The sequence below is a fragment of the Paraburkholderia sp. MM5477-R1 genome (assembly GCF_050436385.1).
Classification (GTDB): domain Bacteria; phylum Pseudomonadota; class Gammaproteobacteria; order Burkholderiales; family Burkholderiaceae; genus Paraburkholderia; species Paraburkholderia tuberum.
Genome location: NZ_JBNDMC010000005.1, coordinates 1 through 22,456 on the forward strand (window position 1 = coordinate 1; position 22,456 = coordinate 22,456).

At 59.5% G+C, this 22,456-nt stretch carries 17 protein-coding genes and 2 pseudogenes; 12 read left to right on the forward strand and 7 right to left on the reverse strand.

What is annotated here, in order from left to right; all coding sequences use genetic code 11:
• Positions 1–278: 278 nt before the first annotated feature.
• From OKW35_RS12360 to OKW35_RS12390, 7 genes and pseudogenes are all read right to left on the reverse strand, one after another.
• Entirely contained in the window at positions 279–815 is a 537-nt protein-coding gene (locus OKW35_RS12360; RefSeq protein WP_260321228.1) for a hypothetical protein, read from the reverse strand.
• 295 nt (positions 816–1,110) lie between these two features.
• The gene (locus OKW35_RS12365) at positions 1,111–1,566 is read right to left on the reverse strand and encodes a RidA family protein (RefSeq protein ID WP_026225479.1); all 456 of its coding nucleotides are present in this window, start codon (positions 1,564–1,566) and stop codon (positions 1,111–1,113) included.
• 177 nt (positions 1,567–1,743) lie between these two features.
• Positions 1,744–2,325 carry a carboxymuconolactone decarboxylase family protein gene (locus OKW35_RS12370; protein WP_429552153.1) on the reverse strand — a complete coding sequence of 194 codons (582 nt, stop codon included), beginning with the start codon at positions 2,323–2,325 and terminating at the stop codon, positions 1,744–1,746.
• A gap of 222 nt (positions 2,326–2,547) precedes the next feature.
• Entirely contained in the window at positions 2,548–3,336 is a 789-nt protein-coding gene (locus OKW35_RS12375) for an alpha/beta fold hydrolase (protein ID WP_429552154.1), read from the reverse strand.
• A gap of 582 nt (positions 3,337–3,918) precedes the next feature.
• Positions 3,919–4,890 (reverse strand): AraC family transcriptional regulator, encoded by a 972-nt coding sequence (locus tag OKW35_RS12380; RefSeq protein WP_184061716.1) that lies wholly within the window; start codon positions 4,888–4,890, stop codon positions 3,919–3,921.
• 319 nt (positions 4,891–5,209) lie between these two features.
• Positions 5,210–6,889, reverse strand: coding sequence for an ABC-F family ATP-binding cassette domain-containing protein (locus tag OKW35_RS12385; RefSeq protein WP_429552155.1), 1,680 nt, complete (start codon positions 6,887–6,889; stop codon positions 5,210–5,212).
• 264 nt (positions 6,890–7,153) lie between these two features.
• Positions 7,154–7,767: pseudogene (locus OKW35_RS12390) on the reverse strand (tyrosine-type recombinase/integrase).
• A 709-nt stretch (positions 7,768–8,476) separates the two neighbouring features.
• Here OKW35_RS12390 and OKW35_RS12395 point away from each other — a divergent pair.
• The 12 genes and pseudogenes from OKW35_RS12395 to OKW35_RS12450 all read left to right on the forward strand — a co-directional run.
• Positions 8,477–8,929, forward strand: a complete 453-nt coding sequence (locus OKW35_RS12395; RefSeq protein WP_184061713.1) for a cupin domain-containing protein — start codon at positions 8,477–8,479, stop codon at positions 8,927–8,929.
• Positions 8,930–9,284: 355 nt separating this feature from the next.
• A complete protein-coding gene (locus OKW35_RS12400) occupies positions 9,285–10,400 on the forward strand; it encodes a LuxR C-terminal-related transcriptional regulator (protein WP_429552156.1) in 1,116 nt (371 codons plus the stop codon).
• 180 nt (positions 10,401–10,580) lie between these two features.
• Positions 10,581–11,747, forward strand: a complete 1,167-nt coding sequence (locus tag OKW35_RS12405; RefSeq protein ID WP_429552157.1) for an acetyl-CoA acetyltransferase — start codon at positions 10,581–10,583, stop codon at positions 11,745–11,747.
• Positions 11,744–13,261, forward strand: coding sequence for an AMP-binding protein (locus OKW35_RS12410; protein ID WP_184061710.1), 1,518 nt, complete (start codon positions 11,744–11,746; stop codon positions 13,259–13,261). The genes OKW35_RS12405 and OKW35_RS12410 overlap by 4 nt, the downstream gene beginning before the upstream one ends.
• 36 nt (positions 13,262–13,297) lie before the next feature.
• Entirely contained in the window at positions 13,298–15,085 is a 1,788-nt protein-coding gene (locus OKW35_RS12415) for an FAD-dependent monooxygenase (RefSeq protein ID WP_184061823.1), read from the forward strand.
• A 21-nt stretch (positions 15,086–15,106) separates the two neighbouring features.
• Positions 15,107–15,745 carry a VOC family protein gene (locus OKW35_RS12420; protein ID WP_184061709.1) on the forward strand — a complete coding sequence of 213 codons (639 nt, stop codon included), beginning with the start codon at positions 15,107–15,109 and terminating at the stop codon, positions 15,743–15,745.
• Between the two features lie 2 nt (positions 15,746–15,747).
• Entirely contained in the window at positions 15,748–17,067 is a 1,320-nt protein-coding gene (gene fahA / locus OKW35_RS12425) for a fumarylacetoacetase (RefSeq protein ID WP_429552158.1), read from the forward strand.
• A 195-nt stretch (positions 17,068–17,262) separates the two neighbouring features.
• Entirely contained in the window at positions 17,263–18,957 is a 1,695-nt protein-coding gene (locus tag OKW35_RS12430) for an MFS transporter (RefSeq protein WP_429552159.1), read from the forward strand.
• Between the two features lie 97 nt (positions 18,958–19,054).
• The gene (locus OKW35_RS12435) at positions 19,055–20,719 is read left to right on the forward strand and encodes an FAD-dependent oxidoreductase (protein WP_429552160.1); all 1,665 of its coding nucleotides are present in this window, start codon (positions 19,055–19,057) and stop codon (positions 20,717–20,719) included.
• Between the two features lie 10 nt (positions 20,720–20,729).
• Positions 20,730–20,990 carry a DUF2783 domain-containing protein gene (locus OKW35_RS12440; RefSeq protein ID WP_429552161.1) on the forward strand — a complete coding sequence of 87 codons (261 nt, stop codon included), beginning with the start codon at positions 20,730–20,732 and terminating at the stop codon, positions 20,988–20,990.
• A gap of 3 nt (positions 20,991–20,993) precedes the next feature.
• Positions 20,994–21,170: a hypothetical protein gene (locus OKW35_RS12445; RefSeq protein ID WP_184061838.1), complete on the forward strand. Its 177-nt coding sequence runs from the start codon at positions 20,994–20,996 to the stop codon at positions 21,168–21,170.
• A gap of 598 nt (positions 21,171–21,768) precedes the next feature.
• Positions 21,769–22,386 (forward strand): annotated as a pseudogene (locus OKW35_RS12450) (tetratricopeptide repeat protein); the annotation flags it as partial.
• Between the last annotated feature and the right edge of the window lie 70 nt (positions 22,387–22,456).

Below are 22,456 nucleotides of genomic sequence, written 5' to 3' on the forward strand. Positions count from 1 at the left end.
GTCGTCGGCCATTGCGGCCGTTGGAGTGTCGGCCGCTGTGAGGCAGTTCATAGGCGCATTGCCGCCGTTCGCTCCGTCGTTAATGCGAATGTCAGATATCGTTGGAGTGAACGAGTACTTGCGACCCCATTGCTGACAGTCGAGCGGTCAGAGGTGCAACGGCGGGTATCGGAGTTGAGCCGTCGCTCGATACTGCAGCTCACGGACGTCAAATAGAGCGAGACCTGCTGCCAGCAGCCAGGTCTCAGTCTGGATTCCGCACACCGGCACGCGAAGGCCTAACCCTTTGCGACGGGTGCAGGAGGTACGGGCAGGATGATCTCAGAAGCAACCTTCCAGTCCTTCCCGACCTTTATCCAGTTGATGATCATCAGAAACGGCTTGGGAGTTCCGTCCTGCCCTGCATACGAGACCGTGATGTTCACCGGCGCGTAGGATTGCGCTACGTCCGGCGTCAAGCCGACGACCTTGAGCTTTGAGTAATCCGGTCGGAGGACGACCGGGCCGGAGGTGCCGATGTCGTGCAGCTTCCGATCGATTGCCTCGTTGCCCCAGAAGCCTGCCCAGTTCCCCTCGGAGGGAATTGCGCTTTTGGCAACGAGAAGGGCCGAGGGGGATTGCCAGAACATCTCGTGCAGAGCCTTGAAATCGTGCCGGTTGGCTAATTCCATGAGCTCGCCGAACTCTGATTTGATCGTGTTCAAGGCCTGAGCGTCCAGCGGCTCCTTGTAAGCGGCAGGAGCAGCCGCGAGAGATCCGGCGGAGACGGTCAAGGTGGTGGCAGCGGCCAATAACGTCCTGTGCATGGTCAGCATTCCTTTGGGGATTCCATAGCTTCGTTGTGGTGCGGAGCAATCCTACGCGGCCTTCCTGGCGGAGTTCGCCGCGCCCCAGAGCGAGCCCGGATTAGCGTGGTCGGGGTAGAGTGCGAGCATCGCGTCGTAGAGTTGGACGACCACCTCGGGACACAAGGCCCAGCATATTCGATCGGCTGATCGGAAATCTTTAAATTCGCTACGTCCGTTTTCTGGCGTGCGCTTAACTCCTCCCGCTGGGGATGCGGATTTCGCGTCATTGCGCTCGTATGTGCGCGGCGTCGAGCCATGCCCGTCACCCCTTCAACTCAAAGATACTGTCAATCTCAACCGGGATGCCCATCGGCAACGAATGCACTCCCAGCGCGCTTCGAGCCGGCAGATTGTCTTGCCCAAACAGGGTCAGCAACAGATCACTGGCGCCATTGGCCACTTGCGGATGCTGGGTGAACGACTGTGCTGTACGCACGTAAACTGTTAGCCGGCTGCATCGCCGGACGTTGTCGAGTCCGCAGGCCTGTTCGACACAGGCCAAGATCATGAGCATCGTTAGGCGCGCCGCGTCTTGAGCCTTTTCCAGAGAAATATCGCGGGCGACCATTCCGACGATTGGCTTGCCATCCTCGAAAGGGCCGAGCCCCGATACATACAGTTGATTCCCCGAAACGGAAACCGTTCGATAGGACCCAAGTGGGTTGATGGGCGATGGCAATTTTAGGCCCGCTTGCGCGAGGCGTTCGGATACGTTCATGTTCGGGCTCAACGTAACGTGAAAAGGAAATGGACTTGGCCTGATGAAATTAGCGCGATGCAGTGAGCTCAACCGTCCGATACACCGAACGACGTTCGTCGGTTGAGGCTCGATACGCTCGCGGATGCTTGTCCTGGTTACGATGCATTGACGCAATCGATCAGTTCGGTCAACGCATCACGTATCAAGAAGCGTGCGAGTCCCGTTGTTCAGGCCCTGATATGTACGCACTACGGGAAAGTCAGTCTCCGTGTTTGCAACGACGTTGGCGTAGTTCGTCAAGACGCTCAGTGCGATGTGCACGACAATCTCGACGATCTGCGCATCAGTGTAGCCGGCCTCCTTGAGGACGCGCAGATCTTCGTCGGATACGCGGCCACGTTCGTGCGCGACCTTCGCGGCGAACTGCACGGCAGGGGCAGCCTTTGGTTCATTCGAGCCGCCATTTCGATTGGCGGACATTTCCGCATCGTCAAGCTTCGCCACGTTCTTTCCTAAATAGCTGTGCGCCGACATGCAATAGTCGCAGCCGTTGATTTCGGCGACGGCGAGAGCTATACGTTCGCCGGTTTGTGCTGGAAGTGCGCCTTTTGCCAAGGCTCCGGCCAGACCGAGGTACCCCTCTAGCGCCGCGGGGCTGTTGGCTATCAGACGAAACAGATTCGGTACAACACCCAGTTTCTTGTTGACGGCCTCCAGGAAGGGCTGAGAAGCAGCTGGTGCATCTGCGATCGTGGCGGGTATCTGAAGACGGGACATATCGGTTCTGCCTTTTGAAAACACGAGAAATTGTCGAAGACAACGGACGCGTATGCTTCTATTGGAAAGAGCATCCCGGCACAGACCATCGAAGAGCGGCCTGCAGGACGATGCGCGGAAGCCCGGATACCGCAGCCCTCTGCACAGAGCAACACACTCGAAGGCAAAGCGCGGGATGACGAAGCCTCCCGCCTTCGCTTCCCCGGACCGACCGTAAGCCGCCTATTTCGCAGCGGCCTCGATCGCCTTTGCCAGACCGTCGGGATCGATGAGGAACGGCGTATGACCGGTCGGCAGGGAGTACTCGGCTCTCACGGGGGTGGCGGCAACCATCTCGGCCTGGAACGAGGGGCTGATGACCTGGTCCATGGCTGTGTGGATATAGACCTTGTCGACCTGACCAAAGTTGGGGGAAGTCACGTGTACAGGCGTAGCCAGCGGGCCGACGGGTTCATCCAGGATCAGATCCGCGATTGCCTCGCGTAGTTTGTCAGGACCTCCATTGGCAAACAGATCGGCACGTGCCGGATATTCGATGGAGGCAATGCCCTTTTCCTTATCGATCTGCAGGTGCGGGCCGATCTTGGCGTCGGCATCCTTACTGGCCATTGAAACGAGCGAGTCGCCGTCTTGCGGCAGGTAGGCAGCAACAAAGACCAAAGTCTTGATCTTCTTCGGTGCCGTTTCCGCGGCGTCGGCGATGACGATGCCGCCGAAGCTGTGACCGACCACGACGGCCGGGCGATGGGACTTGTTCAGCGCTGCGACCACGGTGTCGCGATAGAGGTCAAGGCTGACTTTGTCCGGTGTGGCTGGCGCGCCCGGACGCCCTGGCAGATCAACAGCCACCACCTTAAAGCCGTCGGTTTGAAGCCTGGATGTGACATAACCCCAGACCTGGGCGTCTTCGAAAGCGCCGTGGACCAGAACGATGGGGGGCTTTTCCGCAGCCATCGCACCGGTACCAAAGGCGAATGCTGACATGGCGAGAACAGCGAGGATGAGTTTCATCTACATTGCTTCCTTGAAGAGACATCGGTGCCGATGTCGTGAATTGAAACCTGCATTTGAAAGATCCGTGGGCATGCCTCGATCTCTCGATTCCGTTTAGGAATCCAGAACTCTATTATGTTGGGGCGGAACTGAACGGCACCAGATCGACGAATTGCCCGAGATCAGCCGACGTTACTTATGCATCGCGGCATGCCCGGTCTTCATGCCGCCTATACGACGGTGAAGCTAGCGGCTCCGCTCCAGCTTCCGATCCAGACGCATGACGGAAGCGTGGGTGCTGCAACGAGAAGTGTTATCGCAAACCGTCTGAGCTGCCTGAGCATGAGAGATCCGAACCATAGTGCGTGAGAGCCTTTCCTCCTATTCAGATACCGGAGGACCTTGGCTATCCACTCTAAAGAATGTATTCGAGACTGACCATATCTCGGCGTCTGATTTGCATGATCCATCGTACGATCGACGCACTCGGACAAGCGAGCAGATCGGCGCCGCCTGGGGACCGACGCGATGCCATTGAAAGGAAACCGCCGCAATGACAGTTTCAACTGACGAATCAAGCCAACGGTGTAAAGAGGACTCTCAAAGGAGTTCCGCACTTCGCGCGACAAAGGCCCCGGTCTGTGCGATTCGATGCGCGTCACGCGGTGGATAGCCAAACTCCTCCTTGAAGGCGCGACTGAAGGCAGCCTCCGAACCATAGCCGGCACCGTGGGCCACTTCGGTCACCTTCAGGGTCCCTCCGCTTAGCAAGTCTGCTGCGATTGTCAATCTCCAGCGTGTCAGGTAACGCAACGGTGGAAGTCCCACCACCGCCGTGAAGCGATCCGAGAACGTCGATCGCGACATCATCGCCGTCTCGGCGAGGGCCGAGACCGTCCATGCACGGTCAGGTTCCAGATGCATTGCGTTCAACGCACGGCCTACGCGTTCGTCGCTAAGTCCGGACAGCCAGCCGAGCCGATCGCCTTGCTGGCTGACCCACATCCGCAAGGTGCGGATAACGAGTAGATCAATAAGCCGCGAGATCATCAGCGATGACCCTGGGCCGGCGCTACGCGATTCCACGTCAAGGAAATGCGAGATAGAGGCCAGCCAAGGGGGCTCGCTGACTTTGTCGCATGTCAGATGAATCAGACCGGGAAGCCCGGTGAGCAAAGAGCGTAACGGCGCCCCGTCAAAATAGAATGATCCTGCGAGAAAGGATCCTGCCATGCCGTCATCAGCCGCCCATTTGAACGTCTGAGCATCTCTGCTGGGGGTAAAGTCCACCGCCGCCTCGAAGCGTTGATGTGCTTTCCGGCCCGGCTTGCTTCGAATCGTATGTCCGTCCGCATGTGGCAAAAGAACGAAGTCGCCTGACCGCAGCGTCACGGAGGGGCCATTGCGTTGAGACACCGACAGTTCGCCGGCACGCAGATGCAAAAACGTTGCCGGCCCTGGCGGAAAAATCACTTCGGTGGAACTGCCCAGCTCGCCGTGGAAAACATGATCTCCGCGAAGGCGAATCAGCCTGAGTACCTGTGACAAGACATCGGCGTGCTCGGACGGCATGGGCTACTCCTCTGGGGCATATTCACAGGGCTGCGCCCATCAACGATGTATGCGAGGTCAAGAGACTGACGGTTGCCTCAGGGCCACCATCGTACCGTGCCGCTTCTGGTATGCGGACATATCTTCGGCGGAACGAACGCCACGCGGGGCGGGTTGTCCGATCTCAGCTTGTCTTCAGCCATTCGAGCTTTTCTCACAAATGGCCGCTGCTGGCCGATATCTTGCATTGGAGCGCGCTTGTCCGCACGAATGCTGAAGACGTTGGCGAACGTCCGCGCGTCGCCCGCCATGCAACGCGCGCCACCCGCCAAGAGATAACTCAGGCGATGACCTTCTGCTCTGCGGCAGCCTGCTCGCGCATGCGACGGGCTTCGTCGCGCAGGAACTGCTGGTAGTCGTCCAGATCCCCGTCGAAGGGCTCGACGCCGCCCTTGGTGACCAGCCAGAACTCATCACATACCGCGCGCAGCAGGGCCCGGTCGTGACTGACCAGCATCACCGTGCCTTCGAATTCGTTGAGCGCCATGGCTAGCGCTTCGCGTGTGGCCAGGTCGAGGTGGTTGGTGGGCTCATCGAGTAGCAGAAGGTTGGGACGCTGCCACACGATCATGCACAACACGAGCCGCGCCTTTTCGCCGCCGCTCATCGTGCCAACCGCCTGATGGACCATGTCGCCACTGAAGTTGAAGGTGCCGAGGAAGGTGCGAAGCGATTGTTCGGTTCCACTCTGGCCGGGGGCGCGCATTTGAACCGGCGTGTCCCTGGCAAGGCGGATCATGTGTTCCATCGGCGTGTCGAGCGGGCGCAGCACGTCGAGTTCCTGCTGGGCGAAGTAGCCGATGTTCAGGCCTTTGCCTTCGCTGATTTCGCCGGTAATCGGCGTAAGCGCGTGCGCCACCGTCTTCACCAGCGTGGACTTCCCTTGGCCGTTGGCACCGAGAATGCCGATGCGCTGCCCGGCCAGCACGGAACGGTTGATGCCCCGCACGATGACCGTGGGCGGCGTGCCCGGCAGTGCGCCGGTCGGCGCGGGGTAGCCGAAGGTCGCGTCCAGCATCGACAACAGCGGGTTCGGGACATTGAGCGGCTCCTTGAACTCGAAAGTGAACTCCGCATCGGCAAGCACCGGTGCGATCTTCTCCATGCGCTCAAGCGCCTTGACCCGGCTCTGCGCCTGTTTCGCCTTCGACGCCTTGGCCTTGAAGCGGTCGATGAATTTCTGCAGATGGGCGATCTTGTCCGCCTGCCGGGCCACCGCGGCTTGCTGCAACAGGAGCTGCTCTGCGCGCATCTCTTCAAACTTGCTGTAGTTGCCGCCATAACGCACGAGCTTGGCGTTGTCGACGTGCACCGTCACCTGCGTCACCGCGTCGAGGAATTCGCGGTCGTGGCTGATCACGACCAGGGTTCCTTGATAGCGCTTGAGCCAGGCTTCCAGCCAGATCAGCGCGTCGAGGTCGAGATGGTTGGTCGGCTCGTCGAGCAGCAGCAGGTCGGATGGGCACATGAGGGCGCGCGCCAGTTGCAGTCGCATGCGCCAGCCGCCGGAGAAGCTGTTGACCGGCTGGCCAAGCTGCGCAGCACTGAAGCCAAGTCCCAGGATCAGCGCCTGGGCACGTGCGGGGGCATCGTGTGCACCGGCGTCGTGCAGGGCCATATAGGCGTGGGCCATGCGCATGCCGTCGTCGCTGACCTCAGCGGCAGCTACTTCGGCCTGCGCGGCCAGCAGTATGGCGTCACCCTCGATGACGAAGTCCGTCGCGCTCTGCTCGGTCTCCGGCATCTCCTGCGCGACCTGGCCCATCTTCCACGAAGCGGGAATCGAGAACTCGCCGCCGTCTTCGTGCAGCGTGCCGTTGAGAAGGCCAAAGAAAGACGACTTACCGGCGCCATTGCGGCCGACAAGGCCAATCTTTTCGCCGGGGGTGAAGGTGACGAACGCGCTATCGAGTACGACATTGACGCCGCGGCGCAGCGTGACATTACGGACGGAAATCATAAGGAGCTACTTCGGAGAGGATAGGCATGATAGCCGACCGGACGTACAAGGCGGTCTCTTTCCTGGCCGAACGAGTGAAGAGCCGCTTGCGCTTTGCGGCGCCCACCGGCAACAAAGCGAGGTAGACCATGGTGCACCGGGCGTTCCAGCTACGGAGCCAGCGAACTTGGCGGTGGATGACGGATCTTGGTCGAAAAGCGCAGTTTAGCCGTGGCGCAAGCGCGGCTGGCGGCCAGCAACCTGTCGCGCAGCCACGTCCCGATGTTAGATTTCAGTTTGCTCAGATATTTCGAGGGCATCGTCGACCTCAATCCCGAGATATCGAACAGTGCTTCCAATTTGCTGTGACCAAGCAGGAGTTGAACGGCTCTAAGATTCTTCGTCCGCTTGTAGATCAAGGTGGCCTTCGTCCGGCGCATCGTGTGCGTGCCGTAAGCGGTCGGATCAAGACCGATTGCAGCGACCCACTGATGAACCATCCTGGCGTATTGTCGCGTTGAAATGTGCGGCGAGCGAGAAAGCCGACTCGGGAATAGGTACTGATCGGACCTCAGCTTGGCTTTCTCAATCCATGCAGCAACGGCAGTGCGAGCTGGCTCCGTGACCTCAAACTGCACGGGCCGTTTAGTCTTGCTCTGCATGATCATCGCACGCGGCAGTATCTGATTGCCGTGAGTCACGTCGCGGACATGCAGGTTGACGAGATCGCAACCGCGCAGCTTACTGTCGATCGCAAGATTGAATAACGCAAGATCGCGAACCGCATGCGCGTTCTGCAGGTGAATCCGGATTGCCCAGACGTCTTTTGGCTTCAACGGCGGCTTCTGACCGATCAGCTTGGCCTTGTTCCAAGGCTCCCGGTTTTGAATGCTTCCCATGACAAACTCCCCTTGAGTTGATGGGAAATATATTGTCTGCCGTTATTTTTCCGCCACACCGGTTCCATCCGGTCTTCTTACCCGAATCGGCCTGAGCCGTCATTCGAGCATCGGTGCCGGTCAGACGGGTATGGGGCGCCTTCCTGTCATTCACAGGTCGGTGGTCGCGAATGACTCGTCCCGCGGAAAGCGAACGAGTACTTGCGACCCTGAGCCGCCGTCCACCGTCTTTAACCCGGACGCCCGTTTCCCAAGGTTAAGCAGTCGATCGCGCCTCCAGACGCAGCGACGGAATCGGCAGAAATGTCCGAAGGCGGAACCGATGCTCCAGGAGTTGAATCCCCGAAATCCCTTCGTCAACCCTTAGAGGATGCCGCCGCCCAGGCGACCTTCGAGCGCTCATGCGTCCAACGTTACGCCCCTTCCTCAACAGCGAATGCCCTTCCGTCACACATCCATTCGGCGTTCCGAAGAAGTACAACGACTTGCCTGTAGCGGATAACGCAAGAATTAATAGGGTTTTCCCTGATGTAATTCTGCGACTGTTTGCCTTTAATCCAAGCCGGTAAATTCGATGGAGGCTCAATGAAGAGACACGCGCTGCCCTGTGAGCCTTTCACAATCTTGCGCTGGCTTTAGAGTCGCGAAAGCTTGACCTCGCCTTGACGAGAACACCTGGGCACCCACCGGCTAAATTAAGGAACATTCAATGGAACACTACAGCGGTACCCTTTCCCCCGAGGCCGCAAACGTCTCCGCTGATCTTTTAGAGAAACTCGCATACGCTACGACGGAAACAGCCCCACTAGTAGCAGGTCGCCGAACATTCTTCAATTATCGGGATCTCGGTGTTTCCGACGCCACAGACGGTCGAATGAGGGCGCAGGTGACCGTGGCGACAGGCGTGATGCAGCAGACCGGTTGGCATTACCATGTTTGCGAAACGCAGTTTATTTTCACCCTCCGAGGCTGGATAGATCTTCAGTTCGAAGATGGTCGAGTTATTCGGGTTGGCGCTGGCGAATCGCTTTATATTCCACCTGGTCTCAAACACAATGAAACGGCGATCTCGGAAGATTTCGAGTTCCTGGAAATTTCAGTGCCGGCCAATATGGGAACAATACCGTGCGAGCCTCCTGAAGGTTTAAAGATCCTCGACTGAATTGCACGACGTACCACTTGGCTCGCAATGCGCACTGAGACGCAGTAAGCATGACCTGAAGTCGTGCTTACCAGTCAAGAGCGCTTGCGCTGGTTGTTTTACTGCCCGCCCTTTACCGCCCGTACAGTCCTAGTCATGCAAGCTAACGGTTCTAACCAACCACGCGGCATGCGGCAGCGACAATGTTCTGCTTGTCCTGCTTTCCTTGGCGAAGCCGACGGTGCACGCAACAGAGACCGCGAAAGTCCGACGGCTGGACGGAGCCTATGTATCAGTTCAACGGGTATGATGCTTGGTATGTTCGTTACATAAGTCGTCTGGCCGATTGACCTGTCCGGCGGCTGAAGCCCAGGCGATGAAAGGAAGGCCGAAACTGCATCTGTCGTTAAGTCCAGAGGACAGAGCCGCGCTCAACGACTTCGCGCAGCGCGGCGGCAATAGTCCAGCGCTGGCTTTTCGCGCCCGAATCGTCCTGGCTTGTGCAGAGGGACTGGACAATGCTGATGTGGCCGCTCGCGTTCAGTCGACGGCGCACACAGTCTCCAAATGGCGCAGAAGGTTCATCATGGATGGCCTGCAGGGCTTGACGGATCTTCCTCGCAGCGGGGCTCCCCAAAGAATCGGCGAAGCGACGGTGGCTGCGATTGCATCTCGCAAGCCCGACGGTGTCACGGCAGTAAGCAGCGCCCGTCACGTCGCACGAGAGTCTAACGTTTCCGCCTCCACTGTCGGCCGGATATGGCAGAACATGGACAGGCCGGTAAAACGATCCGGATCCCACGGACAATCCCGTACCGCGCATCCTTCTGCTGGATCCGAAGTCGTTTCCATAAAGGCGGCGCCGCCCACCGTCAACCAGGAAGGAGAGGGTTCCAGTGATGACAGACTGGCTACCGACGTGGGTTCCGGTGAGTCGCCGTATCTGCCTGACGATCTTGCGCAGGCGTTTCGCATGGCACCCGTTGGCCTGCTCCTGTCCAGGCAGCGAGTCATCGTGTCTTGCAACTACACGTTCGGTGAAATTTTTGGGTGTGCGCCCAACGAACTGGCTGGACGCTCGCTGGAATACCTTTACCCCTCCCAGGACGAGTTTCGACACATCGGCGAGCGCGCATGGCTTGTGATGAAGGAGACGGGCTTCTATTCTGATGAGCGCATCATGCAAAGGCTTGATGGCAGCCCGTTCTGGTGCCACGTTTCCGGGCGCTCAATGAACCGAGACGATCCATTTGCAACTGCGATTTGGGCATTCGAGGATATTTCGTCGGTCCGTCGGGTGACCCGCGACCTGACTCGGCGCGAGCGCGAGGTCGCGCAACTGTTGGTGACGGGAAAAAGCAGCAAGCAGATCGCGCGCGAGCTGCAAATTAGTCATCGAACGGTTGAAGCACACCGTGCCCGGCTTATGCGCAAGTATGCAGCCATGACGACGGGAGAACTGATCGGCAAGCTACTCGGGCGCGATCGGTGACCTTCTGCACTACCTCTGCGCCACGTTGCCACGTTGTAAGTCCTACGCCCGGAGAAACGCGGATTAATGAAATGAAGTTAAGACGCATCTTACCGGTGTTCACCCTAATGTAATTCGACGACTGCCATCCCGGTGATGACGCGGGTAAATTTCCCAAATGCACACTGATGGGAGAACGCGATGGGAGTGGCGATTGTAGGCTGGGCGCACTTGCCGTTTGGCCGATTCGACGACGCAAGCCTTGAGGATCTGATCGTGCGGGCCGGCCGCGAAGCCGTGAAGGATGCGGGCCTGCAAGGCGAAGAAATCGACGGCACCTGGCTGGGCAACTTGAATGGTGGTCTGGTCCCGGACATCTTCGCTTCGTCACTGACGCTGAATTGCAGCGATGGGCTGCGATGGAAGCCGGCGGTGCGCGTTGAGAACGCCTGCGCGTCGGGCGCCGCCGCAATTTACTCGGCATGCGATGCGATCGAGGCGGGCCGTGCGCGTACCGCGCTGGTAATCGGCGCCGAAAAGATGACCGATGTATCCGGCGAAGATGTTACGCGGATTCTTGGTAACTGCGCATACTCGGGCGAGGCGGGAAGTCCACCCGGGGGCTTCCCGGGAATCTTCGCCTCAATCGCGCAGGACTATTTCGCGGAGTACGGAGACCATTCGTCGGCGCTCGCGCGTATAGCCGCAAAAAATCATGCGAACGGCGTCGACAATCCGTGGGCGCATATGCGGCGAGATCTCGGCTTTGAGTTCTGCAATACCGTATCTGAAAAAAATCCGATGATTGCGCCACCGCTGCGCAAGACCGACTGCTCGCTAATCTCCGACGGCGCTGCGGCACTGGTGCTTGCCTCGAGCGATGCGGCCGCAGATTTTCCTCGTGCGATATCAATCCGTTCCCGTGTGCAGGTCAACGACTATCTGCCGCTGGGGCGCCGCCATGCTGCGTCGTTCGAAGGTCCGAAGCGTGCCTGGCGCGGCGCACTCGAGCGTGCCGGTTGCGCGGTTGACGACTTGTCGTTCGCCGAGGTTCACGATTGCTTCACGATCGCCGAGTTGCTCAGCTACGAAGCGATGGGCCTGGCCGCTGCTGGCCAAGGCCATCGTCTTATCGAAGAAGGGGTCGTTGCCCGTGGAGGGCGACTTCCGGTCAACGCTTCGGGCGGCCTCAAAGCGAAAGGCCACCCGATCGGCGCCACAGGCGTGTCCATGCACGTGATCGCTGCGATGCAACTGACCAATACGGCAGGCGCGATGCAGGTTCCCGATGCCTCCCTCGCAGGCGTCTTCAACATGGGAGGCTCCGCGGTGGCGAGCTATGTCAGCATTCTGGAGCGCAGCCGATGAACATCGCGCGCTGGCTGCAGCGCACGGCAGCGATCTTTCCCAAGCGGCTCGCGGTTCTGCACGGCGACGAACCCTGGCTCGAATACGGGCAACTTGCAGCACGCGTGGCGGCACTAGCGGGTTTCCTTCGCGAGCAATGCGGCGTACGGCCTGGTGCCCGGGTTGCCATCTACTCCGCCAACCGTCCCGAATATCTGGAGGCGCTTCAGGCCATCTATTGGGCAGGTGCCGTTTCCGTGCCCGCTAACTGCAAGCTGCATCCCAGAGAGTTGGAGTACATCCTGGATGACGCCGGGGCCGACGTGCTGTTCGTTTCGAGCGAGTTGCTGTCGACATTGGGCGACATGCAATGCGGTAAGCGGCGCTGCGTCGTGTTCGGCTCGGACGAATACCTGCATGCGGTCGAATATGCACCGACCGACCTGCATCACCGTCAGCCCGACGATCTCGCGTCGTTGTTCTACACATCCGGAACAACTGGGCGACCGAAAGGCGTCATGCAGACACACCGGAACCTGATGGCGATGACGGCGTGCTATTGCATTGACGTGGACGATGTCAGCCCCGAAGACGCAATGGTCTACGCAGCGCCGATGTCTCACGGCGCCGGACTTTACCACTATGCGTACATTTTGCGAGGCGCGCGTCACGTGGTGCCGCGGTCGGGTGGATTCGAGCCCGAGGAGTTGGCTGGTCTGGCCGCGCGCGCCGGACCTCTCGCGATGTTCGCGGCACCGACGATGGTCAAACGGCTCGTCGATCATTTCCGCGCGGTCGATGCCGATCCCGCCGGCTTCAAGACCATCATCTATGGCGGCGGACCGATGTACGTGAATGACCTGCAGCAGGCTTTGGAAGTGTTGGGTCCGCGCCTCGTGCAAATCTATGGGCAGGGCGAAAGCCCGATGACAATTACCGCACTCGGACGTCACCATCTCTCAGATCGGAAGCATGCTCATTGGTTGGCCCGTGCCGCTTCGGTAGGTGTCGCACAGTCGCTCGTCGAAGTCGACGTCGTGGCGCAAGATGGAAGCTCCGCCCCGAAAGGAGAAACAGGCGAGGTCGTTGTTCGCGGCGCCGCCGTCATGTCCGGCTACTGGAACAATGCGTCCGCTACGCGCGACGCGATCCGCAACGGCTGGCTCTACACGGGCGATACCGGCAGTCTCGACGAGGACGGGTTTCTCACGCTGAAGGACCGATCAAAGGACCTGATCATTTCGGGCGGTTCCAACATCTATCCGCGAGAGGTAGAGGAAACGTTGCTGGCTCATCCGTCGGTGTCGGAAGTGTCGGTTGTGGGACAGCGAGACGACGAATGGGGTGAGGTGCCCGTGGCTTTCGTGGTGCTTCACGCGGGCCGTCAAACGACCCGCGACGAACTGGACGCCTGGTGTGTGCAGCACATTGCACGTTTCAAGCGCCCGAAACACTACCGGTTCACCAATGAGTTGCCAAAAAACAGTTACGGCAAGGTATTGAAAACGGAGTTGCGCGGCCGGCTCGGCCAGTAGCCGTTGCGCAAGCTGCTGAAGATGAGGAGAGCAATCTTGAAACAAGTCAATGTACCGGTACTGATCGTCGGTGGAGGCGGTTGCGGGCTGAGCACATCTATTTTTTTGGCCAACCTTGGCGTTGAATCGCTGCTAATCGAGCGGCACCCGCAGCAGTCGCCGATGCCGAAGGCGCGGTACCTGAATCAGCGCACGATGGAGGTGTTTCGTCAATACGGGCTTGCCGACGCAATCTACGCACGATCATTGCCGATCGAATACGTCAGCAAGATGCGCTGGTGCACGAGTCTGGGCGGAGATCGCCCGTGGGACCGCAAGACGCTTTACGAACTCGAAGCCTGGGGCGGCGGTTCCCTGGCGTCTACGTATCAGAAAGATAGTCCGTGCCAGAGCACCGTTTATCCGCAAGTGCGCCTTGAGCCGCTGCTCAAGGCGCATTCGGAGCAGATGGGTGGTGCGCAGATGCGCTTCGGTCACGAGTTGCTGTCGATCGAGCAAAGCGAGACCGAGGTCATCGCGACCGTGCGTGACCGCATCGCTGACGAAAACTATCAGGTTCGCGCTCAATACGTCGTCGCTGCCGACGGTGGAAAAACGGTCGGTCCGTGCGTCGGTGCGCGTCTTGAAGGTACGCCCGAACTGCTGGAGATGGTGACCGTCTACTTCGCGGCAGATCTGTCGGCTTATATCGACGACGACAACGTCAGCACGTTCTGGTTTGCGAATCCCGAAGGCGACACCAAAGCATGGGGTAGCGGCGTGCTGGGTAAGCTGGGCCCGACGCGGTTCGACCGTCGCTCAGAAGAATGGATGTTCCACTTCAGTTTCAAGCCCGGCAGCAGCGAAAATTACGAGGCGGCTACGCTCGTGCCTCGCATCCGCGCATTGTTGAAGATTCCTGATCTCGACGTTAGCGTGCTCAGCGTCGGCAAATGGATCGTGCAAGGTGTGCTGGCTGATCGCTATCGGTTTGGCCGCGTCTTTCTGGCAGGCGATGCCGCACATAGACACACGCCCACGACGGGGCTTGGCCTGAACTCCGCTGTGCACGACGCACAGAATCTGGCATGGAAACTGGCTGCCGTGATTCGGGGCCGGGCCGGCGCCGGGTTGCTTGACAGCTATGAGAGCGAACGTCGCCCGGTCGCCGAGCGCAACGTCAACTGGGCACTGTTCACGTTCGGAAATTATCAGGTGACGAACGCAGCCATCGGCATCGTGCCGGGCGATCCGCGGGGCAGCGAGGCAAACTTCAAGGCCTTGCTCGCCGAGGGCGACGACGCAGATGCACGACGTGCCCGGTTCAATGAACTGATGAAGGTTCACCAAACCGAATATCAGGCGCACGACCTCGAAATCGGCATCCGGTATGACACCGGTGCGCTCGTGAGCGACAACACATCGCCTCCGCCTCGCGACCCGCTCGGTCAACGCTTCGTTCCGACCACGCGCCCCGGCCATCGCATCGCGCATGCATGGCTGGCGCGCGGGGCGCAGAAAATTTCCAGCCTTGATCTCGCACGGGCTGATCGCTTTGTGCTTATTACCGGCCGGCCGGACATCTGGGAAACGGCGGCAAAGGAGACCACTGACAGGCTCGGTATGCCCGTCGAGGTGGTGGTCATCGCCGACGACGCACAGGTAAGCGATCCTTCGGGCGAATGGCGCAACGTACGCGAAATCCAGGATGACGGCGCAATCCTGCTGCGCCCGGATCAGCACGTTGCGTGGCGCTGTACAACTGCTCCAGTAGGTGTCGATCTCGCGCAGTGCCTGACGGACGTGCTGGCACAAGTCATCGATCGCGCCCCCGTGCCGGTCTAACTACGACAGATAGGAGTCGATATGCAAACTTCCACATTAGCATCGCGCCGCTCGGCCTCCGAGCTGGGACTGCGGCCGAATATGCTCAATCACTATGCACGCGTCACGCATGACGTCGGTGCGACTGCCGACTTTTACGGCCGCATCCTCGGAATGGAACTCGCGAGCGCGATCATGGATGATCACGTGCCGTCTACGGGTGATGCCTTTCCCTATTTCCATATCTTCTTCCGGATGGCGGACGGATCAACGATGGCGTTCTTCGAATGCACCGATTTGCCTTTGCCCTCGTCTCCGTCGCATCCCGCCTACGACGTCTTCGACCACATCGCGCTTGAAGTGAGCGATACGGCCGAGCTCATGCGCTGGAAGGAATGGCTGGTAAGCCAGGGCGTAGATGTACTTGGCCCCGTCGATCACAAAGGCATTATTCAGAGCATCTATTTCAGGGACCCGAACGGATATCGGCTTGAGTTGACGACGCCGATCGATCCTGCATGGAACCAGCACACTACCCGGGCACAGGAAGATCTTAATCAATGGCTCGCCGCGAAAGCAGCGGCGCAAGCCGAAGGCCGGGACGTCTCCGCCGCCATGATTGAGTTGATCGGACAGATTAAGCGCAAGCGCTACGAGACCTCTGCGGAAGGAAATGAGTGAACATGACCCGTTCCAATCATACCCATGACGCTTCACGGAAGAGCTGGGTCCGCTCAGCAAATGACGGCGCGACGGATTTTCCAATTCAGAACCTTCCCCACGGCGTATTCCGGCGGGCTTCGCGAGGCGAAGATTTCCGAGGCGGCACAGCAATCGGCGATCAAATTCTTGATGTAGGCGCTGCTCTGGCAAGGAGTCTTTTTCCGGCAGAAGCGCGTGAGGCAGCGCAGGCGGCCGCACGTGCGCCGCTCAACGATTACATGGCGCTATCGTCCGACAAGCGAAGCGCTGTGCGCTCGGCTGTGTCGTTCCTGCTATCTGAGGACTGTCCTCAGCGGAAGGAGGTTTCCGAATGCCTCGTTCCGCAGGCGGACGCTGAATACGCTCTTCCGGCGCGCATCGAGAACTTTTCCGACTTTTACTCGTCGCTCAGCCATGCGACAAACGTCGGCCGTCTGTTCCGGCCCGACAATCCGATCCTGCCAAACTATCGCTGGCTGCCGGTAGGCTATCACGGCCGTACGTCCTCGATTCGTGTGTCGGGACAGGATTTCCGTCGGCCAACCGGTCAACTGAAGGACCCGAGCAGCGCCGAGCCGGAGTTTGCGCCCAGCCGGCGACTTGATTACGAAGCCGAGCTCGGTGTACTCATCGGACAAGGAAACGAACTCGGCACGGCAATTGACATCCAGAATGCTGACGCGCATGTATTCGGCGTTTGCCTGTTGAACGACTGGTCCGCGCGCGACATTCAGTCATGGGAATATCAGCCGCTGGGGCCGTTCCTTGCGAAAAGCTTTTTCACCAGCCTGTCGCCGTGGATCGTGACGCTCGAGGCGCTCGAGCCGTACCGCACCGGCTTCTCTCGGCCTGAAGGTGATCCTGCGCCGATGCCGCACCTTTGGAGTCCGGAGCTGGCGACACGTGGTTCGATTGATATTCGAGTCGAGACCCTGTTGCAGTCAGCGCAGATGCGAACCAGCGGCGCACCTCCGGCGAGCTTGTCCATCTCGCGTTATCCGGACGCTTATTGGGCAATGTCACAACTGATTGCACATCAGACATCAAACGGGACGAATCTTTGCCCAGGCGACCTGCTCGGCAGCGGGACGCTCTCAGGCCCCGATCCGGCTTCGCGCGCCTGTCTTCTTGAACTCACGGAAGGCGGCAAGCATCCGTTCACGTTGCCGGGCGGAGAAACCCGCACGTTCCTGGAGGACGGCGACACAGTCATCATGCGCGGATGGTGCGAACGAGACGGCTATCGTCGCATCGGGTTCGGTGAGTGCCGCGCGACGGTGCTTCCCGCGCGCCGGCCGTGACGGGTGACGTGAGGATGTAAGGAGCGGCGGTGGCCTTGGCCCACCGCTGGTAGGAAAACATGAACCGTATTGTCCGTAAGAGATAAGCGGCTACCCAGGAATCACCTGGATCGGTGAAGGACAAGGCAACCCAGTGACATGCCCAAAGGGTTTGGTCCAAAGCCGGTCCACCATCGTCCGGATGGAGGAGACAAAATGAAATCCGATCAAACCGCCGCGAGCCTCGCGGCAGGCACAGCTTTGCCTGAACATTCCGCAGGAAAGCGCTCGGGCGCGAGCCTTTACCAGATTGTGGTTGCTGCATCGCTTGGATCGTGCTTCGAGGCGTACGATTTGTTCCTCGTCGGCACTATGGCTGCCGTGATTGGCAAGCAGTTTTTTTCCGGTGTCAATCCCGCGCTGTCGCTGATCTTTACGTTGCTCGGATTTGCGGCAGGCTTTCTCGTCAGGCCGCTTGGCGCGATGGTCTTCGGCGGCATAGGCGACCGGCTCGGTCGAAAACAGGTTTTCGTCGTGACGGTCGCGCTGATGGGACTCGCGACCGTGCTCATCGGTCTGCTGCCGACATACGCAACCGTCGGCGTCCTCGCCCCCGTTATGTTCGTCGGGCTGCGGCTTGTGCAGGGGTTCGCGTTGGGCGGCGAAAATGGAGGGGCGATGGTGTACGTCGCGGAACACGTTCCGGCAAATCGGCGCGCCTTCTATACCTCGTGGCTCCAGATTGCACCGATCGCTGGTCTGATTCTCTCTCAGTTGGTCGTGCAGGGCACGCGTTCTACATTTGGCGAGGCGGCTTTTCTTGAATGGGCCTGGCGTGTGCCGTTCGTGCTATCGCTGGTTTTGCTGGCGTTGTCGTTGTGGATGCGTACCCGCATGGGCGAATCACCTGAATTCGAACGCCTGCGCAACGAACACCAGGTCTCACGCGCGCCGCTCAGGGAAGCGTTCACCGGTCGTCGCAACATCGTCGCAATGATCTGTTCGCTGTTCGCTCTTGGACCCGGCGCGGCGGTGACGTTTTACAGCGCATTTTTCTACACGCCATTTTTCCTGACTGAGGTGCTGCGCGTTGAGCCCGCAACGGCCAATCTGCTTTCAATGTTCTCGCTCGTCATGGCGGTTCCGATCTTTCTCGCTTTCGGCGTGCTGTCCGACAAGATCGAGCGTAAGACAGTAATCTGCACAGGTTTCATTCTGGTTGTCCTTTGTTATCCGGCTATCTACCGCGGCCTGACGCATTTTGCCAATCCGGCGCTGGAACGCGCCATTGAGACGGCGCCCGTCGTGGTCGTGGCCGATCCGCACGAATGCTCCACGCAATTCAATGCACTCGGAACGTCGAAGCTTCATACGTCCTGCGATCTCGCGAAGAGTGCGCTTGTCCGCGCCGGCATCAGCTACACGAATGAGACAGCGAGCGCGGGTGCCGGTGCAATCATCAGGGTGGGCGATAAGGTCGTCGCTTCTTACGAAGGCAGCGGGCCGGACGCCCCAGTCAAGGCTAAAGCTTTCGCCGCCTCGCTGCGCGGTGCGCTGGACTCGGCCGGATACCCGCAGAAGGCCCCGCCGCACGGTGTGAACCGGCCAATGGTCTTCCTGCTGCTGGTCGCCCTTGCCACTTTTTCAGCGATGACCTACGCACCTTTAGCAGCGGCAATGACTGAACTGTTTCCAGCCAGGATTCGCTTCACCGCGCTTTCCGTGAGCTACCACATCGGCTTCGGCTGGACTGGAGGATTTCTTCCTGCAGCGGCTTTCGCGATCGTCGCGGCGAACGGGAACATGTATGCAGGATTGGCCTATCCCAGGGTGGCCGCCCTGATCGGCGCAATCCTTGTCGTGGCGTTCATGCTGGCAGCACGCACGGGAAGTCTGAAGCACGAGACGTGACACGAGGGGTTGGCGTGGCGGGCGGGCGCCGGGTCGGCGTTGCATGGCGTGACCTGGCGGCGCGGTTACGCAAGGTTGTAATCTGGAGACATTGACAGTGCATAGTACCTATCAGTACGAGAAATTCGAATTTGTGCGTCCGCCTGAGCTCAATGGCGTTCCCCATGGGCGCTACCCGGTGGTCGTGGTCGGCGCCGGTCCGGTCGGTCTCACTACCGCTATTGACCTGGCCGCCCAGGGGACGCCGGTGCTTCTCCTGGACAACGACGATACTGTTTCATTCGGCTCACGCGGGGTGGCGTACGCCAAACGCACGCTCGAGATCTTCGACCGACTCGGCTGCAGCGGGCCGATGATGGAAAAGGGTGTGTCTTGGAACGTCGGCCGTACATTCTTTGACGAGACGGAAGTTTTTAACTTCAATCTCAGCCCGGAGCCCGACCATCATCGCCCCGGCATGATTAACCTTCAGCAGTACTACCTCGAAGAGTTTCTGCTTCGACGCGCTCGCGAGTTGCCGAATCTCGAGATCCGTTTCAAGAACGAGGTCATCGGCATTATGCCGCAGGGTCATGAGGTGACGCTTCAGGTCAGGACCCCTGCGGGGGACTACACCTTGGACACGGAATGGCTCGTCGCTGCGGACGGCGCGCGCAGCCCAATCCGCACCTTTCTTTGGTTGGACATCGACGGGAAAATCTTCAAGGATCGGTTCCTGATTGCCGATGTGGTCATGAACGCCGATTACCCCACGGAGCGGTGGTTCTGGTTCAATCCGCCGTTTCACCGTAATCAGTCGGCGCTCGTACACCGTCAGCCCGACAACGTCTGGCGGATCGACTTTCAGCTTGGCTGGCAGGCCGACCCCGAAGAGGAAAAGAAGCCAGAGAATGTCATCCCGCGCATAAAAGCGATGCTGGGCGACGACCGCGAGTTCGAGCTCGAATGGGTGAGCATCTACACGTTCCAGTGTCGGCGCATGGGCAGCTTCAACCATGGCCGGGTGCTTTTTGTCGGCGATTCCGCGCATCAGGTTTCTCCTTTTGGCGGGCGGGGTGCCAATTCGGGCATACAAGACGCCGACAACCTGGTATGGAAGCTCAAGCTCGTGATGGAAGGCGAGGCGCCGCCGGCGCTGCTCGACACCTACACGGAAGAGCGCGGGCTGGCTGCTGACGACAACATCAGGAACTCGACGCGCTCGACGGATTTCATTACCCCGAAAAGCAACATCAGCAAAACGTTCCGTGATGCGCTACTGGGGCTGGCCGGGGAGCAGCCTTTTGCACGGGCGCTGGTGAACTCTGGCCGTCTCTCGGTGCCCACGATCCTGATCGACTCGAGTCTTAACACGCCGGATGCGTCACCGTTCGCCGGCAACATGGTGCCGGGGGCGCCGATGGCCGATGCGCCGGTGACCGGTGGCGGTCACTCATGGCTGCTCGGGGCATTCGGTGATCGCTTCGCGCTACTCCTTTTCACGAAGGACGCGTCAGCGCTCGATGCGGCGACTGTTCAGGCGCTCGCCGAACTTTCGGATGCGCCGATTCTGGTCGAAGCAGTTGTGGTGGCGGAAGGTGGCAGCGCCCCTAGCGGCATTCCCACGCTCATCGACATCAAGGGGCGCGTCCGCGAGCGATACGATCTCGCTCCCGGGAGCGTCTATCTTGTGCGGCCCGACCAGCATGTCGCAGCACGCTGGCGCGAGCTTGACCCGATGAAGGTACGGAGTGCGATTGCCCGCGCGACGTGCAACGATTGAAGGACTCAGAATGGCACTGACTACGCAGCCCAATTTTGCTGAACCCGGCAAACGCTATTTCTATTCGTTCGTTCCCGGCGACGATTTTTACGAGGCGCTCATCAATGCTCATCGCGACCTCACCGATGAGCAGAGTTCAACGCTCAACGCGCGGCTGATCCTGCTGCTGGCCAACCACATCGGCGATCTATTAGTGCTGCGCGAGGCGCTTGGTATCGCGAGGGGAAAAGTGGAGACCACCGGCAACCTCGAACCTTCCGCGGAGCATTGATCCATGAGCGGATCCAATGATTTGATGCAGGCTGAATGGCGTCTGACGGATTTTGTGCATGGGTTTGATGCCTCGCATGCACCGGAACAGGCACTCGCAGTCGTGCGCAACATGCTTTTGACGACCCTCGGGCGACGACGGGCGAGCAGCAATAACCCGGAGGCTGTCGGAAAGCACTGAAGTGTTTGCAATATCAGCCGCCTGATGAATTTCTAAGGAACTCGATAGCAAATTCAGTTGCACGCCGCGAGAAGAAACGAAAACCCGCGTTGCCTCTAGCTGCCCGCGTGGACTCTGAGCGGTAGGCGGCTGTTGATTGTTGTGAAGCGGACAAACCGACGTCCCGTATGCGTAGGCTTCGGGCGTCGCCTAATGGCCGAGAGCACCAGTTCAATGAAGGTACCCAAGAGCTGTCATCGAAATTTCCAACGGCAGCTCAGGGGCGGCTTCGGCGAATGAGTACAGTCGGCCAAAAGCAGCCGCCGGAACCCAACCTGCGACCGTCCGTTCCCCATTCAACATACGACAGCCACTAGGGTTGACCTGTCTTGCGTAGCAATCGGAAAGGAGGATTGCAGGGCTCCGCGTCGCCGGAATCGTCGCTATTTCCATACGCAGAGAACCGACGGCTGCCATTGCTTCGATCTGGAGGCCCGCGTTACGCGACGCCGTACAATGAGGCGTTTCCCCACCCGTCGACAGATCGCATTCTGCGCCGCCCTACATCGCCATGAATCACGACACTGAACACGCTCTCGCTGCCGCGCAAAAGAACCTCATGGCCGGTCAATTCGACGATGCAACGCGTCTGCTGAGCGGTATTCTGGCAAGCGTCCCCGACCACGGTGAAGCTCTTGCGGGCCTCGGTTACATCGCGGCCAAACAGGGCGATCATGCACGTGCAGCGGCGTATCTGATACAGGCATCGGCGCACATGTCCATGTCGGCGGAACACCTGAATTTCGCCGCGCAGGTGTGTCAGTTGGCGCAACGTCACGATGATGCGATAGCGCTGTTCGAGCGCTGCCTGGCCCAGTTTCCAAACCATGCCGCTTCATTGCATGGCGTCGCAATGTCGCTGATACAGCTTGGCGAACCGCAGCGTGCACTCGAAATCCTGGTGCATCTGTGCAAAATCCAGGCACATTCAGCCGAAGCGCATTACAACCGGGGCGCGCTGCTCGGCAAGTTGGAGCGCTATGAGGACGAACTGGATGCCTACCGGCAGGCGATCGCGCTCAAGCCGCGTTTCGTGCGCGCATACGTCAATCTCGGTGTCGCGTTGCGAGATCTGCGACGCTTTGATGAGGCGTTGCTTCAATTCAAGAAGGCGCTTTCGCTCGATCCGAACGACGTCGGCGCCCGCACCAATCGGGCTCAGACGAATTTGCTGCTCGGCGAATTCGAACACGGCTGGCGCGAATATGAATGGCGTTGGCGCGATGGCACCGATAGCCACGGATTTC